Annotated in this window: 19 protein-coding genes, 1 tRNA gene and 1 pseudogene; 12 read left to right on the top strand and 9 right to left on the bottom strand. The window is 60.6% G+C overall.

Annotation, left to right across the window (positions count from 1 at the left end; genetic code table 11):
- Window positions 1-179 precede the first annotated feature (179 nt).
- From AMK00_RS15060 to AMK00_RS15050, 3 genes are all read left to right on the top strand, one after another.
- Entirely contained in the window at window positions 180-1,070 is an 891-nt protein-coding gene (locus tag AMK00_RS15060; RefSeq protein WP_064803951.1) for a DMT family transporter, read from the top strand.
- 2 nt (window positions 1,071-1,072) lie between these two features.
- Window positions 1,073-1,765 (top strand): B3/B4 domain-containing protein, encoded by a 693-nt coding sequence (locus AMK00_RS15055; RefSeq protein WP_064803949.1) that lies wholly within the window; start codon window positions 1,073-1,075, stop codon window positions 1,763-1,765.
- A gap of 95 nt (window positions 1,766-1,860) precedes the next feature.
- A complete protein-coding gene (locus tag AMK00_RS15050) occupies window positions 1,861-2,259 on the top strand; it encodes a DUF427 domain-containing protein (RefSeq protein ID WP_064803947.1) in 399 nt (132 codons plus the stop codon).
- 18 nt (window positions 2,260-2,277) lie between these two features.
- Here the strand turns inward: AMK00_RS15050 and AMK00_RS15045 are convergent, their stop codons facing one another.
- Window positions 2,278-2,523, bottom strand: a complete 246-nt coding sequence (locus AMK00_RS15045; RefSeq protein ID WP_064803946.1) for a DUF6894 family protein — start codon at window positions 2,521-2,523, stop codon at window positions 2,278-2,280.
- A 199-nt stretch (window positions 2,524-2,722) separates the two neighbouring features.
- On the opposite strand from AMK00_RS15045, the gene AMK00_RS15040 reads away from it, so the two are divergent.
- The 4 genes from AMK00_RS15040 (at window position 2,723) to AMK00_RS15025 (ending at window position 4,990) form a co-directional block, all read left to right on the top strand.
- The gene (locus AMK00_RS15040; protein ID WP_189636972.1) at window positions 2,723-3,331 is read left to right on the top strand and encodes a DUF922 domain-containing Zn-dependent protease; all 609 of its coding nucleotides are present in this window, start codon (window positions 2,723-2,725) and stop codon (window positions 3,329-3,331) included.
- Between the two features lie 99 nt (window positions 3,332-3,430).
- Window positions 3,431-3,853 (top strand): secondary thiamine-phosphate synthase enzyme YjbQ, encoded by a 423-nt coding sequence (locus AMK00_RS15035; protein ID WP_064803944.1) that lies wholly within the window; start codon window positions 3,431-3,433, stop codon window positions 3,851-3,853.
- A gap of 311 nt (window positions 3,854-4,164) precedes the next feature.
- Entirely contained in the window at window positions 4,165-4,470 is a 306-nt protein-coding gene (locus AMK00_RS15030) for a hypothetical protein (RefSeq protein ID WP_064803942.1), read from the top strand.
- 172 nt (window positions 4,471-4,642) lie between these two features.
- Entirely contained in the window at window positions 4,643-4,990 is a 348-nt protein-coding gene (locus AMK00_RS15025) for a hypothetical protein (protein ID WP_064803940.1), read from the top strand.
- Window positions 4,991-5,584: 594 nt separating this feature from the next.
- On the opposite strand, the gene AMK00_RS15020 is transcribed toward AMK00_RS15025, so the two are convergent.
- Together AMK00_RS15020 and AMK00_RS32585 are read right to left on the bottom strand one after the other, a co-directional pair.
- The gene (locus AMK00_RS15020) at window positions 5,585-6,325 is read right to left on the bottom strand and encodes an SIMPL domain-containing protein (RefSeq protein ID WP_064810881.1); all 741 of its coding nucleotides are present in this window, start codon (window positions 6,323-6,325) and stop codon (window positions 5,585-5,587) included.
- Between the two features lie 319 nt (window positions 6,326-6,644).
- Window positions 6,645-6,788 (bottom strand): hypothetical protein, encoded by a 144-nt coding sequence (locus AMK00_RS32585; RefSeq protein WP_164517803.1) that lies wholly within the window; start codon window positions 6,786-6,788, stop codon window positions 6,645-6,647.
- A gap of 252 nt (window positions 6,789-7,040) precedes the next feature.
- On the opposite strand from AMK00_RS32585, the pseudogene AMK00_RS15015 reads away from it, so the two are divergent.
- Window positions 7,041-7,231: pseudogene (locus AMK00_RS15015) on the top strand (hypothetical protein).
- Between the two features lie 139 nt (window positions 7,232-7,370).
- Window positions 7,371-7,997, top strand: a complete 627-nt coding sequence (locus AMK00_RS15010; RefSeq protein WP_064803934.1) for an outer membrane protein — start codon at window positions 7,371-7,373, stop codon at window positions 7,995-7,997.
- Here AMK00_RS15010 and AMK00_RS15005 read toward each other — a convergent pair.
- Window positions 7,994-8,212: a hypothetical protein gene (locus tag AMK00_RS15005; protein WP_064810879.1), complete on the bottom strand. Its 219-nt coding sequence runs from the start codon at window positions 8,210-8,212 to the stop codon at window positions 7,994-7,996. The two genes, AMK00_RS15010 and AMK00_RS15005, sit on opposite strands and share 4 nt — an antisense overlap.
- A 74-nt stretch (window positions 8,213-8,286) precedes the next feature.
- Here AMK00_RS15005 and AMK00_RS15000 point away from each other — a divergent pair, with 74 nt between their 5' ends.
- On the top strand, window positions 8,287-8,874 hold the full coding sequence (locus tag AMK00_RS15000) for a hypothetical protein (RefSeq protein ID WP_064810876.1): 588 nt from the start codon (window positions 8,287-8,289) through the stop codon (window positions 8,872-8,874).
- A gap of 166 nt (window positions 8,875-9,040) precedes the next feature.
- Here AMK00_RS15000 and AMK00_RS14995 read toward each other — a convergent pair whose 3' ends face one another.
- On the bottom strand, window positions 9,041-9,982 hold the full coding sequence (locus AMK00_RS14995) for a toll/interleukin-1 receptor domain-containing protein (protein WP_064803930.1): 942 nt from the start codon (window positions 9,980-9,982) through the stop codon (window positions 9,041-9,043).
- Window positions 9,983-10,149: 167 nt separating this feature from the next.
- A tRNA-Ile gene (locus AMK00_RS14990) sits at window positions 10,150-10,225 on the bottom strand.
- A 199-nt stretch (window positions 10,226-10,424) separates the two neighbouring features.
- Here AMK00_RS14990 and AMK00_RS14985 point away from each other — a divergent pair.
- On the top strand, window positions 10,425-10,793 hold the full coding sequence (locus AMK00_RS14985; protein ID WP_064803928.1) for a response regulator: 369 nt from the start codon (window positions 10,425-10,427) through the stop codon (window positions 10,791-10,793).
- Window positions 10,794-10,923: 130 nt separating this feature from the next.
- On the opposite strand, the gene AMK00_RS14980 is transcribed toward AMK00_RS14985, so the two are convergent.
- The 3 genes from AMK00_RS14980 to AMK00_RS14970 form a co-directional block, all read right to left on the bottom strand.
- Window positions 10,924-11,115 (bottom strand): hypothetical protein, encoded by a 192-nt coding sequence (locus AMK00_RS14980; protein ID WP_020921840.1) that lies wholly within the window; start codon window positions 11,113-11,115, stop codon window positions 10,924-10,926.
- Window positions 11,112-11,777, bottom strand: a complete 666-nt coding sequence (locus AMK00_RS14975) for an acyl-homoserine-lactone synthase (protein ID WP_064803923.1) — start codon at window positions 11,775-11,777, stop codon at window positions 11,112-11,114. Before AMK00_RS14975 ends, AMK00_RS14980 begins: the two co-directional genes overlap by 4 nt.
- Window positions 11,778-11,990: 213 nt before the next feature.
- Window positions 11,991-12,716 carry a LuxR family transcriptional regulator gene (locus AMK00_RS14970; protein WP_064806251.1) on the bottom strand — a complete coding sequence of 242 codons (726 nt, stop codon included), beginning with the start codon at window positions 12,714-12,716 and terminating at the stop codon, window positions 11,991-11,993.
- A 122-nt stretch (window positions 12,717-12,838) separates the two neighbouring features.
- Here AMK00_RS14970 and AMK00_RS14965 point away from each other — a divergent pair, with 122 nt between their 5' ends.
- Window positions 12,839-13,033 (top strand): hypothetical protein, encoded by a 195-nt coding sequence (locus tag AMK00_RS14965; RefSeq protein ID WP_020921837.1) that lies wholly within the window; start codon window positions 12,839-12,841, stop codon window positions 13,031-13,033.
- Window positions 13,034-13,212 lie beyond the last annotated feature (179 nt).

Raw genomic sequence — 13,212 nt, 5'->3', positions numbered from 1 at the left:
GCGGTGGAAGGCTGATTCCGTGGTGCCGCAGCTGCGACCTCTCTCCAGCCTCATCCTGAGGCGCCCCGCAGGGGCCTCGAAGGACGGGGCTGGCCACCTTCGGTCATACGCCTGCAATTTCGTTCAAGACCCCGGCCGGTCGCTGCTGTTTCCTTGGCGTATCCAATCGGAGGCGCGGAATGTCGAGACAGGTTCAAGGCTATTTCTATCTGGCGCTGGCCATGCTGACGGTCGGCAGCACTGTCGTTGCGAGCAAGATCATCGCGTCAGGACTGCCGCCCTTCACGGCCACCGCCTTGCGCTTCGCCCTCGCTCTTCCCGTCTTTTTCCTGCTGATGCGGGCAAGCGGCGCCCGGGTACCGAAGCTCTCCAGCCACGACCGTCTCATCCTCGTCATTCAGGCCGGCGCCGGGAGTGTCGGCTATACGACGCTGCTGATATCGGGCCTCAGCCTGACTTCGGCCGCCGATGCGGGCGTCATCATCGGCACGCTACCGGTGGTCGCGGCGGCGGTTTCGATCCTGGTGCTGCGCGAACGGCCGGGGCGCGCCCTGCTTCTGGCGGTGGCGCTGGCGAGCGCCGGCGTGTTTTCGATCGCCTTCACGCCGGGGGCGACTGGCGGGTCGCTTGCCGGCAATCTGCTGATTTTCCTCGCGGTCATCTGCGAGGGCTTGTTCATTCTCTTGAACAAGCGGCTGACGGCCGACATTCCGCCGCTTGCCCAGTCGACGCTGATGACCGGCATCGGTTTCGTCGTCTCGATCGTTCCGGCCATTTTCGAGGCGCCCGTTCATGGGTTTGCCGAAAGCGCTGCCGCTGCCGTCGTCTATTACGCCCTGGTGCCGACCGTCGGTGGCTTTTTGCTCTGGTATGCGGGGGCAGAGAGGGTGAGCGGCACCGAAGCCGCGCCCTTCACCGCGCTTGCGCCGGTTTCGGCCGTCATGCTCGCCTTCGTCCTCCTCGGCGAGCCGATCGGCTTCAACCAGATCGCCGGCATCGCCTGCGTGCTGGCGGCCGTGTCCGGGCTTGCCTTTGCCGGAAGCCGCAAGAAATTCATCGAAGGGAAATGATCATGCAGTTCAGCCATTCCGACGCGATATGGCAGGCTTTTCCGGAGCTTGCCGCCGGTGCGCTTTATGCCGATGGCATTGACGCGTCGGCAGACGTCGAAGAGGCGATCGTAAGTTTCAGCGCGATCGCCGTGGCCCGCCTCGCGGAAGCCCAGGAAAGCGAGTTCCCGGAGATCCAGGCCTGGCGGCGCGGTTTTTCCCGTATGGGCTTGAAGCCGACGCAGTATCGCTCGGCCTCCGAGGCGCTGCTGCGCCGCTTCCGCCAGGAGCGCGCGCTGCCGCGCCTGCATCCGCTCGTCGATCTCTGCAATGCGGTCTCGCTCGCCTTCGCCATTCCCATTGCCGTCTTCGATGTCGAAAAGATCGCCGGTGATCTCGAGGTGCGGCATGCAACGGGGCATGAGACCTATCTGACTTTCGGCGGCGACATCGAACATCCCGAGCCGAACGAGGTGATCTTCGCCGATGGCGGGGGAAGCGCCCATGCGCGGCGCTGGACGAACCGACAGAGCGGGCTTTCGGCGGTGCGGCAAACGACGCGGTCGGTGCTGATCGTTGCCGAGGCGCTGCATGCGTCGGCCGAGGCGGATATCGCCAGGCTGATGGCAACACTCGCGGATCAGCTGGGGAAGGCCTGGCCGGCGGCGGCGAAAGTGGCGCTGCTCAGCGCAGGATCGCCGCGTTTCGAGTTCTGAAGCGGATCGCGCCCGTGAAGGGAGCGTTTACATCTTGGGCTGGCGGCATGCCCGCCCTATCTTCCCGGGATCGATCGCTTCCGGAGACGAACCGCATGTCAGATAAATCGATCAAGATCCCCGGGCCGGATCACCCGATCACCGTCGAGCACAATCCCTGCCGCGTCGTCGTCACGCTCGGCGGCAGGACAGTCGCCGACAGCCGCGACGCGCTTACGCTGCGCGAAGCCTCTTATCCGCCGGTGCAATATATTCCGAGTAAGGATGTCGACATGTCGCTGCTGCAGCGCACCGATCACCGCACGCATTGCCCCTATAAGGGCGACGCCGCTTATTACAGCATCATTCGGGGCGGCGAACGCGCTGAGAATGCCGTCTGGACCTATGAAGCGCCGAATGCCGCCGTCAGCAACATCAAAGGCCATCTCGCCTTCTATCCCGACCGCGTCGACAGCATCGAGGAAATGGCTTCTCCGGAAGCCGGCACCTTCTGAGGCGGCCGACGTCAGCCCTTATCGCAGGACGTCGAGCCATTCGTTGCTGAAGACGAGGCTGGCAACCGTGACCGGTTCGCCGTTTTCGTCGCGGACGGTGACGGCGATCGTCATGCGATCACCCGCGGGCAGTTCGTCGCGGGCCACATCCAGCAGGATGCGGGTCACCTCTTTTGGAATGTCCTCACGAGACTTGAGCTCGGTACCGTGCTCGTCGCGCGTTGGACCTTCCGCATTGTGTAGATCGAAATAGTAGCGAGCCATGTTCTTTCCTGCGCGTCAGAAGGGAAATCACCGACGAAGACAATTGTTCCGGGGCTAGCCATTGAACCTATGGAAAATACTGGCCGGATCGACATGGTTCGGCCATCCCGCTGAACCTTGGAATGATGCCTGCCGATGCATGATGCGTTGAACGCTTCGACCGCTCCCGTTAGGGTCGCGCAAAACATTGCTAGCGGGGATGCGCGTGAGGGCAAAATTCATATCTTGCATGTTGGCGGCGTTTTTCGCCTCGCTGCCGGCGGCAGCACTGGCCGAGGGATGGCAGGCAGTGGAAGAGGTGCGGCCCTATGCAATCTCGGGCACGTCGGGTGCCGCGCTCTACGAATCGATCGGCGAGCACGGGCCGAAGGCCGGAGTCACCGGCCGAGTGATCGCGCATACGACGTTCAAGCTGACCTGGACCCGCAAATACGAGCCGCAGGGCAATGCCTGCGTCATCGTCACCAACCGGCCGAAGCTCATCATCACCTACACGCTGCCGAAGCCCTCGGCCGCGCTGCCGGCTGCCGTCAAGAGCAGCTGGGATGGCTTCATTTCAGGCGTTGCCGCACATGAGCGGGTGCATGGCGAAACCATCAAGGACATGGTCAAGGAAATCGAGGCGATGAGCGTCGGCTTCACGGTTGCCGATGACCCCGATTGCCAGAAGATCAGGGTTGAGCTGACCCGGCGCCTCGGCGAGATTTCCGCGCGGCAGCGCCAGCGCGGCCGCGACTTCGACAAGGTCGAAATGGGCGACGGCGGCAACATCCAGCAGCTCATCCTCAAGCTGGTGAACGGGCCCTGATCGGGTGGCGGGCATCGATCTGCCCGTGCGACGGCCATTGACTTGGCCGTCATGGCGCGCCAACTCGCGAACAATGTCATTGCGAGACGGAGAGCGCCCGTGCCCCAGACAATCCTCACCCTGTCCACCCGCGGCCAGGGACTTTACGAATTCACCGATCAGGCGGAGGCCTTCGTCAGCGCCTCGGGACGGGAGGAGGGGCTTCTCACCGTCTTCGTGCGCCACACATCCTGTTCGCTGCTGATCCAGGAAAATGCCGATCCCGACGTGCGGACCGATCTTCTCGCCTTCTTCCGCCGGCTGGTGCCGCCGGCCTCCGATCCATCGATGGGCTGGGTCGTGCACAGGGCCGAGGGCCCGGACGACATGCCGGCGCATATCAAGGCGGCGCTGACGCAGGTGTCGATCGGCATTCCGGTCGCCAGGGGACGCTTGACGCTCGGCACCTGGCAGGGCCTCTATCTCTTCGAACACCGCGACCGGCCGCACCGGCGCGAAATCGTGCTGCATCTCGGGGGCTGAGGTCGCCGCGCGTCTTTGCCGAAGCTACGGCACATCGAACAACCCACCGGCCACAGGCACACCGATCAGCCCTCATCCTGAGACGCGTAGGCCATAGGCCGGAGCCTCGAAGGACGGGGGCGGGTGATGAGCGGTCTCCCTCGGACGAGAGATCGGGCGAATCCCGATCGAAAGAAGAGCCGTCGAAAACCGCTCATCTTCTTGTGAATGCAAACTGAATGGCCAGTTCGAACAGCATTCAGCTTGCCGCGTTTAGTGTCGAGGCAATCCCTGAAGGGAGAGCTTAAAAGACCAATCGACGGAGACACTCCATGACGCATTTCCTCACCAAGGCTTGCCTTGCCGCAGTGCTCGCGCTCTCATCCATTCCGGCCACTGTTTCCACGGCGGCAGCCGCAGGGCCGCAGACGAACTTCATCGTCGAGGCGCAATATCATCGTCCGATCCGCGGCTGCTCGCCGATGCACGCCGTGCGCAAGGCGCGCGATTTCGGCCTGCGCAGAGCCCACATTACCCGCATGTCGCCGCGTGTCGTCGTCGTCGCCGGGCGCGACCGTCGCGGCTGGGACAGGATGGTCTTCGCCAATGTCCGCGGTTGCCCGCTGATCCGGCGCTGAACACCGGAACGGCAAGCGCCGACATGCGCTTGCCGCCCCTTTTGCCTTGACGGCGACACTTTCAGCCGTCTCTTCTCTGGTTTGTATAAGTGATTCCACTGACTCTTCGGCGTGATGCGGAGAGTGGGGAGGGCGGCTCGACCGCACCGACTATAGAACGAAAGGTTTTTCGATGATGCAGTTTCTGGCAAAGGCGGGTCTTGCCGCCATGCTTGCCGCCGGTACGCTTGCCGGCACGGTGGTCCCGGCGGCCGCCCAATTCAGTATCATTATCGGCGATCAGGATCGTGATCCGCCGCGCGATTATCGCCGTCCGCCTCCGCCGCCGGGCTTCGACCGGCGCCGCCCGCGCGGCTGCGATCCGCGGCTGGCCGAAGATCTCGCCCGCGATTGGGGCTTCCGCCGTCCGCGCGTCGTCGACATCACCCCGCGCCGCGTCATCGTCCAGGGCTGGACCCGCCGAGGCCCCGACGAAATGAGCTTCGCCAACGTCCGCGGCTGCCCCGCTTTGCGCCGCTGATTTTTGCAGAATACGGGCCTCGTCTCCCCGGTGCGGCCACCAGAACCGCCTTTGCCAGTCTCCCCGATCGGCAAGGGCGGTTTTCTTTTGTGGGATTCCTTTGCGCGCAGTTTGCGGCATCTAGAGCTTTTCCGGGTTAGATTGAAGCATTCTGTTGGCTCAAACGGAGTCGGATGGTCGACCGGCCGGCGCGCGTCGTAGCCCAGCTCTACGGCCAAGCCGGCCGGTCGATCAGCCGGCCCGTTTCAGTCAACCCTCCCGCAGATTTGCCAGGCAAATCTGCAAGACTCAAAAGCGCCGGACGCACTGATCGCTTCGCCGCGGCGAAGCGGTGCGGCCGATGGGCCGGGCATGTTTCCGCCAGGATCAGAGGCGATCGGCTCGGACGTACCTGGAGGTATGCCCATCGCCAATCGCCTCTGCCCTGACGAAACCCTGCCCCGGCAGAATGCTTCAAGCTAACCCGGAAAAGCTCTAAGCCCCGCCCCCTTGTGGGGAGGGGTCTCGGCGGCACCGGCGCAAACGCGCAGCATCAACCTGCCGCGGATCTGCTGCCTATCGCGCGCCCTCAAATAGACGCGCTGCCGCTTCCATTTACTGCTCGATGGCGAAGGTCACGGTGACGCTGACAGTGTAATTGTTCTCGCCGCCTTGGACGGGGACGGCGGCTACGTCGGCTTCCTTCATCATCGTGGCGCGATAAGCGGGCTGCGGCAGCGGGCGCGGCACATTCTCGTTGATTTCGATGATACGGCCGAGCTTGACGCCTGCGGCTTCGCTCAGCGTTTTCGCTTTCTTGACGGCCTCGGCGACGGCGTTCTTGCGCGCTTCTTCGAACGCCGCTTCCGGCTTGTCGTTGGTGAACTGGATGTCGCCGCCCTGGTTGATACCGAGCGTGACGGACTGGTCGATCACCTGGCCGAGCTTGGAAAGATCGCGCAGGCGCACGGTGACCGAGTTGATCGTCTGGTAGCCGATCAGCTGCGGCTGCTGCTGCTGGCCGTCGACCGGCTGCGGATAATTATACTGGGGCTGGATGGAGAAGCCTGATGTCTGCAGATCGCGCTCGGCGATACCGCCGTCCTTCAGCGCCTTCAGCACGTCGTTCATCGCCTTGTTGTTCTCGTCGAGCGCTTCACGGGCGGTCTTCGCCTGCTTGACGACGGCGAGATTGACGATGGCCATATCGGGCGCCACGGCCGATTCGCCGTCGCCCGTCACCGATATCACCGCCTCTCGCGGCTTTGCCTCTTGCGCCAAGGCGGGTGCGGCACTGCCGAGCGGCAGGGCCAGAAGAGCAGTCATCACAAGTGTCTTGGACAGAATCGGCGCCATGTTTCATTCCCTAGTTGTCGTTTCCCGGATGAGCTTTCTGTCGGTTGATTGTGAAGCTATTGCGGCGGAAGGGAAGGGGCGGATGCGGATCGGGAGAAAAATGTGAGGGTGCGGGAGGAGGGGGGTGCTGCGCCGGCCCCGGTAGGCCCGCGGCAGAGGGCGGACACGGTAAAGCGTCCTCCTTATCCGACACTCGGCTATGTCGAGTTCGGCAGGATTGGCGGGCGGGACGAAGGCCGGCCGGTCGATCGAATCTGGTTCCGAAAAGAATTGTCCGCCGCCGCTCGATTAGGAGCCGCCGGCGGCGGCTTGCCACGCGTCAGGCGCCGAAATCATCCATGAAGGAGGGATGAATCGCGGGCTTGCGCTCTTCGCGGGCTTCGCGAATGCGCTGGGGAACCGCACCGAGACCGGCGACGAAACGGGTCAGGAGATTGCGGTTGAAAAGTTTCTGTATGCTCATGGCAGTTCACTCATTCTTTTTTTTGTTAGCCGGCGGCATATATTTTGCGCAGGCTGCCATAACAATGGGCAATTTTGCATGACAGTTATGTGACAGCGCATGGGCTTGAAAAGATGGGCGGAAAGGCGATCACTTTAGCGTTACAAGAGGCCGGCAAGAGCAGCCGATGCCATGAATCAACGCCGGTTCTCGCCGCGGCGTGGTAGATTGCCGGCTTGGGGCAAGGCCTGCCCTTCCGAAGGAGAGCCTCAGATGAACCGATTTTTCGCCTTTATCGCGACCGGAACGCTGATCAGCCTTTTAACGATCATTTCGGCCTGTACGACGGCAAGCGTCGATCAGACGTCGTCGATCAGCGGCGGTTACTATCAGGAGAGTCGCCCCTGAATCATGCCTGCGCCGATGGGTTTAGACCTGGCGATGGGCGGTCTTGCAGTTATTAGAAGCCGCGATACTTGCCACGACCGCTTCGGCGGATATGTTCTCTACCGTATGGTTCTGCGAGTGTGTCTTTGGCGTTACAGCTATTTGTTGAGTTAGGCTGTAGCCTGCAGTTGTGTTGTAAGACATGGGGTCACGAACATGAAGCTCACGATCGCCACCACTTTTCTAGCACTTGTCGCAACGGGCGCATTTGCAGCGGATGCCGTGCAGGACGTGCCGGCCGCACCTGTTGCGGCTGCGCCAGCTTTCACCTGGTCAGGCCCCTATCTCGGCATCGATGGCGGCGCCAGTTGGCTAAACGGTGACTTCAGCGCCGGCGGCGCCAGCGATTCTCAGGACTTTAACGGCGGCGTCTTCGGTGCATTTGCGGGTTACAATTTCCAGTTCGACAACAACATCGTTGTCGGTATCGAGGGCAACCTCGAATACAACTGGAACGAAGAGGAAGCGCTGGGGGCGGATGTCGGGACTGATTGGGCCGGCGCTGTTCGTGGTCGTGTCGGCTATGCCTTTGATAGGGCGCTGCTTTATGGTGCGGCTGGTTGGACCGCCACGCGCGGATACGTAGACCTGCCGGGATCCGACAAGGAAACGGAGACCTTCAACGGTTACACGGTCGGCGCGGGCGTCGACTTTGCCATCACCAACAACATCTTCGCCCGCGGCGAGTATCGGTATAACGACTTCGGCGAGAAAGACATTCTCGGTGTCGATGTCGACCTCAACCAGCACGAACTCAAATTCGGGATCGGCGTGAAGTTCTAAGAACTGTCAAGTTGGATCAGCGATAAGAAGCCCAGCCATGAGGGGCTTTTGCGTTCCATGGCAATGTCAGCAAAATCCTCTGATTGCTCAGTAGCATCGGCCCCCGATCTCATAGCCTGATGGCAGGAGCTGGTTGAAAAGCGCTCGGTCAGACGCCACCAACGATCTAGCGCTGGTGTTTGAACCATCATTCCGCGGAAGATCAACTCATCCAATTTTCTTCCCCGCAGCGGCGCAATAAAGGTGGCGAAGGATGCTATGACCGCTTTCAGAAGACCGGGGGGATCGCGTGCGCAAGATAAAGGTGAAGCTGCACCACAAGCAAGAAATCTTCGTGCACAATAATCTCGCCAACACGGCCTTCTATTTTCGTCAGCGGATCGCGGAGCGGCTTGCGAAGGATGACCGCGAAGGCGTCGGCTTAGAGATGACCGCATGCCTCATCATAATCGCCTTCGCGATGGAGGCCCATGTGAATTTCTTCGGATGGAAGCTTGCCCCGACGAAGTGGGACGAACGGGATCAGATCAAAGCCAAGATTAAGATCGTCGCCAAGCATGTGGGCTTGAAGGTGGATTTCGGGAAACGCCCCTACAAGACAGTGAAAGACCTCAAGGCGCTACGGGATCAGCTCGCTCACGGCAAACCTGAGATCATTACGCGCAAGGAAGACGAGCTGATCACCACACACGAGGAACTGGAAGCCCTTCCTTTCCAGCAGGCATCATGGGAGAAGTATGTCACAAAGGACTTCCTCGACCAAGCTTTCGACGACATGAATGCCATCTGGAACGATATGTTGGCGGCATCCGGTCTAGAAGTCTTTGATGCCGTCACAAAGGGAGATCGGTCCATTCAGTATATCGGGGAGGCTTGAGCCGAGTATCTAACCCCAACCCGGCCTCACATCCGTCCTGCGGCATTGCGCGCAAGCGACAGGATAGACAGGTTCGTCCTTCCGCTTCGCCTCTTTCTTCTCCTCAGTGGTCAAAACATCGATTTCAAATCGATGCCCGCAGTTGAGGCATTGGAAGCGCTTGACCTCAGTCATATTCAATTCCTGCCTGTTTGGTGAACTCGAGCCAGAGAGCGTCTGCTACCTGCTTCGCATCGTATCGCTTCTTGTCGTTGCTGATGAATTCGTTCAATGACAGGAACATGTTGTACTCGTCAGCATCAACTTGAACGGAGCCATTCGACGTGTTGGATTCGCCATGAGATTGCCATGAGTAATTGATGTCGCCGAAGTGATGGCGGCTGCCCTTGCTGTTGTGGACAGTGATGTGTGCGTCTCGGCCGCCCTTGTAGCCGCGATTGACTACAGTGCATGTGAATGAATTATCGCCCATGTTTTCAAAACGGGCGCGGAGGTCCTCGGCCTGATCCAGTTCCTCACACGACGTCTTGAAATACTCTCGAATGACGCGGAACGCCTCGTCCGCGAAATCTCGCCGCTGGATGGTGTCGAATTCTTGTTTGATCTTCAAGCGGCGACCGCCCACTTCCGGTGTAGCGCGCTCGCCAAGAGGATTCGAAGTCTTTTTGTACGTGGATGTCGCGACGGCTCGAAGCCCTTGGATGACGTTCAGATACGCGACATTTTCGTTTGTCCACTCCGGTATCGGCTTGCCATCCGTTGGCAGCGCCATGCGCGTACTGAAGGGCGAAGATAGCCAGTCGCAGGGTTCAACGATCACGGGCACAATGTGCAGCTTTCCAGCCGCTTCGAGCTTCTGCGCCTCTTCGAATTCTCTCTCATAGCAATAGTTAGAGGCTAGATAGTCCGGGCTGACGAGTGCTATGAAGACTTGGCTTGACCGGAGGGCCGTGAAGACCTCGTTGTCGAGTTTCGACCCGGCGAGGATGGCGTGATCCGTCCACGTCTCGAAGACTTCGTCTCTGAGAAGCTGGGCCATATGCTTATGAAGCCTTTCGAGATGCTTCGAGTCGGCGTGCGAGTAGGAAATGAAGGCGGTGATAGCCAAGGTTGACCTCGCGGATATAGTTTGTCAGCGGAAGATCTAGTGTAGCGATCTGCGCGTTCGCCACCAAGTAGTCTGAAATCGATCCCACACGTTTATTTGCTAGGCGGAGGCCGCCGTGACTCGTCCAGCTTAATTCAAACGCTGCCGGGTAGTTGGCGAGATAGAATTGGTGGGCCCGGAGGGACTCGAACCCCCAACCAAGCGGTTATGAGCCGCCGGCTCTAACCATTGAGCTACAGGCCCTTGGCGCCGGTGACGGCACCTGGATGCCGGGGCAATGGTTCCCGCAGCATCGGTTCGCTCTAGCCCAAATTGCAGGGAGCCACAAGCGGGCAGGACAACATCTGTGGATGATGCGTATTTCGTGGGCAAAAGGACTGGAACCTTCGCATGGCGGAAAGACTTATTCGAATCAGATTCCGCATGAAAAGGGCGATTGCAGATGGTGGCTTCGAACAGTGCCGTGGTGCTCATCGTGGAGGATGAGCCGCTGATCCGGTTCAATATCCTCGATGTGCTGGAGGATGTCGGCCATGTGGCGCTGGAGGCGGCGAATGCGGATGAGGCGCTGGTGGTGCTGAAGGGCCGGCAGGATGTCGACATTCTGTTCACCGACGTCAACATGGCCGGCTCGATGGATGGGATCCAGCTTGCCAGGCGGGTGAGGGCGATGCGGCCGAATATCGGCATCATCATCACCTCGGGCATGGTGCGTCTCGATCCGATGGCGCTGCCCGCCAATGCCGCCTTCCTGCCGAAGCCCTATATGCACGACACGTTGATTGCGACGATCGATTCCCTGATGGCATGATGTCCCTGATGTGTTGACGACCCGAGGTGACCGGGGGCGCGCAGCCGCAAAACGGGGACAGGTTTTGCGGCCGCGCGCGAGGCGCTGCGAGGCGTGCCCCTCTTCAGGTGCGGCGGAGGGGACCGCACCCTCAGCCGAAGCTGCTCTTCAGCGCCTCATTCTCATGCTGAGCCTTCTTTTCATAGATTGTGAACAGCGCCATCGAAAGCAGATAGGAGAGGAAGGGATCCCCTATCTGCGTGGCGATGTCGCGGGATGCGAGGACATGGCGCTCCAGGGCGGAGATGTCTTTCGGTGTTGCGGTTTCAACGAGGCGTTTCATGCTGCCATCTCCAGGAATTGCGTCACGACCGAGCGGGCCGGAACATGTCTGACATAAAGGGGTTGGGTCAGGCCGAGGGCGGCGCGCATCTTGCGCAGCACGCGGTCAGACACTTCGAAGGCGCCGCAGCAGACGGGATACTTGCCGTAGCCGTCGGCGCGGCCGAGTTCTTCCACTTCGGCGCCTGCACGTTTGTAGACGCGCTTGAGATAGGGTTCGTAGTTGGAAATCATCGTATGGATGCCGTGATCGAGCGCGCATTCGCACAGCGCCAGCAACATCATCGAGAAGGCGCGGCCGGGATCGATATTGGGGAAATCCCTGGCGATCGCCTCCTCGTCGATGCACATGCGCGTGCCTTCCCAGATGCCCGGGGCGACGAGATCGGCGGCAGCCGGAAAGGTCTCACGGAAGACGTCGTAGAGAAGCGTCGGACCGGTCGTCGGCATCAGGCGCATGCCGCCATAAAGGCGCGTGCGGCTGTCGTTGCACCAAACGAGGTAGGCCGGAGAAAGCGAATCGTAGCTGTCGCGTTCGTAGGGGCCGATGACGGGTACGTCCCAGCCGAGCTGGTCGGCGAAGACCTTCTTGCGAAGGCGAAACATCTGCTCGAGTACGGCGGCGTGTTTCTGATACTCATGTGCCTGAATGATAACGAACATTTTGCCCTCCAGCGTTTGCAGTTCGTGAGGAGCAGAATGGTTCAGGCAGGCCGGATCGGAAATTCCCTCAGATGGGCCCCCTCAGATGGGGGGATTAGCCCAAAAGTATGAGGATGGGGTCGCGACAGGCGAAGACGAGGCGCAGCCGGGAAGATCGCGATCCTTCGGCTTTTGAATCGACACGTCGTATTTTCGGAAAATCGATTCCGATTCTCAGGGATTGATGATGCGCAACTGCACGGCCCGCGAGGCGGCGGCCGAAATCGTGGCGCAGCCGAGCTTAAAGCGGGCGGTTTTCAGGTAATCGCGCGTCGTGTGCTCCGATATGCCCAATATCACCGAGATATCCTTGTAGTCCTTGCCGAGCGCCGTCCAGTGCAGGCACTCGATCTCGCGCGGCGACAATGTCGGCACCGGATCATTCTCGCCATGCAGCTCATAGACGGCCTTGCGGTGGATCAGATGGGCGATCTCGATCCATTCGTTGCGGCAGCGGCGCACAAGCTCGGCCCATTCCTCGGCCGGTATGCGGGCGTTCAGCGACAAGAGCGCGCGGCGCTGCGCCTTGTCGGCGACGGGAATGGAATAGCCGTTGCCGCCGATGCCGTGCTTCTGGGCGTCGACCAGCATGGCATAGGCTTCCGGCGTCGGCTCGACTTCGCTCCAGTCGAAGGGCAGCTGGCGCTCGAAACCCTGCTTGACGATCGGATCGACCTTCACATAGCTGTTCAAGAGGTAGCGGGAGACCCAGGAATCCGGATAGGTGGTGCGCACGAAGGGGGAATCGATCTTGCTCGCGATCGTCTGGGCGAGATGGTAGGTCACGAAATCGAGGCCATATTCGGCCTGGAGAATACGGATGGCGGCATCCACATTGGTTGCAGCCTTGATCTGTTCGAAAGCGGGTTCGAACTTGTCGCTGTAGGTATTCTCGATCATTTCCATTGTCCCAGTTCCCTCAATCCTACCGCGAGGACCGTCATAAATACAAGGCATCCCCACATATGCGGGGAATGACAATCCGGCCGCCGCCTGCTAGCGCCTTCATGAGGAGACCTCATATGGACAGCAAGAGACCGTTCGAGATTGCCGAATGCCGACAGGCCGCCAAAGGCCTGAAATCCAGCTGGCAGGACATGGCAGGTTCCGAAGCGTTGATCCGCGCCCTTGTTGCCGAACGCAACGGCGACACCCCGCTGGCGCTGTTCTGGACCGAGGTCCACCGGGCGCTTTGCCAGGAAAACAACGCCTTCTGACATGGTCCGCCCCGGCGGGCAGTGTGAGGTTTTCCCCGACCTGAGAGGCTCCGGCCGGGCATCAATCAGCGCCGCGGCCGGATGGAATCACGCTTCGCGCATGCGCAGTTTTTCATCCCTGTTCCGTTTCCGATTTTGCGACGGGAGTGTCGAGCGGCAATGTCGCAGGCGGGTGAAAG

Source organism: Rhizobium sp. N621, from assembly GCF_001664325.1.
Classification (GTDB): domain Bacteria; phylum Pseudomonadota; class Alphaproteobacteria; order Rhizobiales; family Rhizobiaceae; genus Rhizobium; species Rhizobium esperanzae.
The sequence above is the reverse complement of the archived record's forward strand: the minus strand, read 5'-3'. Positions and strand labels throughout refer to the sequence as shown.

Excerpts from the sequence above, each read along its gene's own strand:
- AMK00_RS14985 (WP_064803928.1), top strand. The coding sequence starts at position 10,425 with ATGGTGGCTTCGAACAGTGCCGTGGTGCTCATCGTGGAGGATGAGCCG.
- AMK00_RS15010 (WP_064803934.1), top strand. The coding sequence starts at position 7,371 with ATGAAGCTCACGATCGCCACCACTTTTCTAGCACTTGTCGCAACGGGC.
- AMK00_RS14965 (WP_020921837.1), top strand. The coding sequence starts at position 12,839 with ATGGACAGCAAGAGACCGTTCGAGATTGCCGAATGCCGACAGGCCGCC.
- AMK00_RS15040 (WP_189636972.1), top strand. The coding sequence starts at position 2,723 with ATGCGCGTGAGGGCAAAATTCATATCTTGCATGTTGGCGGCGTTTTTC.
- AMK00_RS15060 (WP_064803951.1), top strand. The coding sequence starts at position 180 with ATGTCGAGACAGGTTCAAGGCTATTTCTATCTGGCGCTGGCCATGCTG.
- AMK00_RS14970 (WP_064806251.1), bottom strand. The coding sequence starts at position 12,716 with ATGATCGAGAATACCTACAGCGACAAGTTCGAACCCGCTTTCGAACAG.
- AMK00_RS15020 (WP_064810881.1), bottom strand. The coding sequence starts at position 6,325 with ATGGCGCCGATTCTGTCCAAGACACTTGTGATGACTGCTCTTCTGGCC.
- AMK00_RS15050 (WP_064803947.1), top strand. The coding sequence starts at position 1,861 with ATGTCAGATAAATCGATCAAGATCCCCGGGCCGGATCACCCGATCACC.
- AMK00_RS14980 (WP_020921840.1), bottom strand. The coding sequence starts at position 11,115 with ATGAAACGCCTCGTTGAAACCGCAACACCGAAAGACATCTCCGCCCTG.
- AMK00_RS32585 (WP_164517803.1), bottom strand. The coding sequence starts at position 6,788 with ATGAGCATACAGAAACTTTTCAACCGCAATCTCCTGACCCGTTTCGTC.
- AMK00_RS15045 (WP_064803946.1), bottom strand. The coding sequence starts at position 2,523 with ATGGCTCGCTACTATTTCGATCTACACAATGCGGAAGGTCCAACGCGC.
- AMK00_RS15055 (WP_064803949.1), top strand. The coding sequence starts at position 1,073 with ATGCAGTTCAGCCATTCCGACGCGATATGGCAGGCTTTTCCGGAGCTT.
- AMK00_RS15025 (WP_064803940.1), top strand. The coding sequence starts at position 4,643 with ATGATGCAGTTTCTGGCAAAGGCGGGTCTTGCCGCCATGCTTGCCGCC.
- AMK00_RS14975 (WP_064803923.1), bottom strand. The coding sequence starts at position 11,777 with ATGTTCGTTATCATTCAGGCACATGAGTATCAGAAACACGCCGCCGTA.
- AMK00_RS15030 (WP_064803942.1), top strand. The coding sequence starts at position 4,165 with ATGACGCATTTCCTCACCAAGGCTTGCCTTGCCGCAGTGCTCGCGCTC.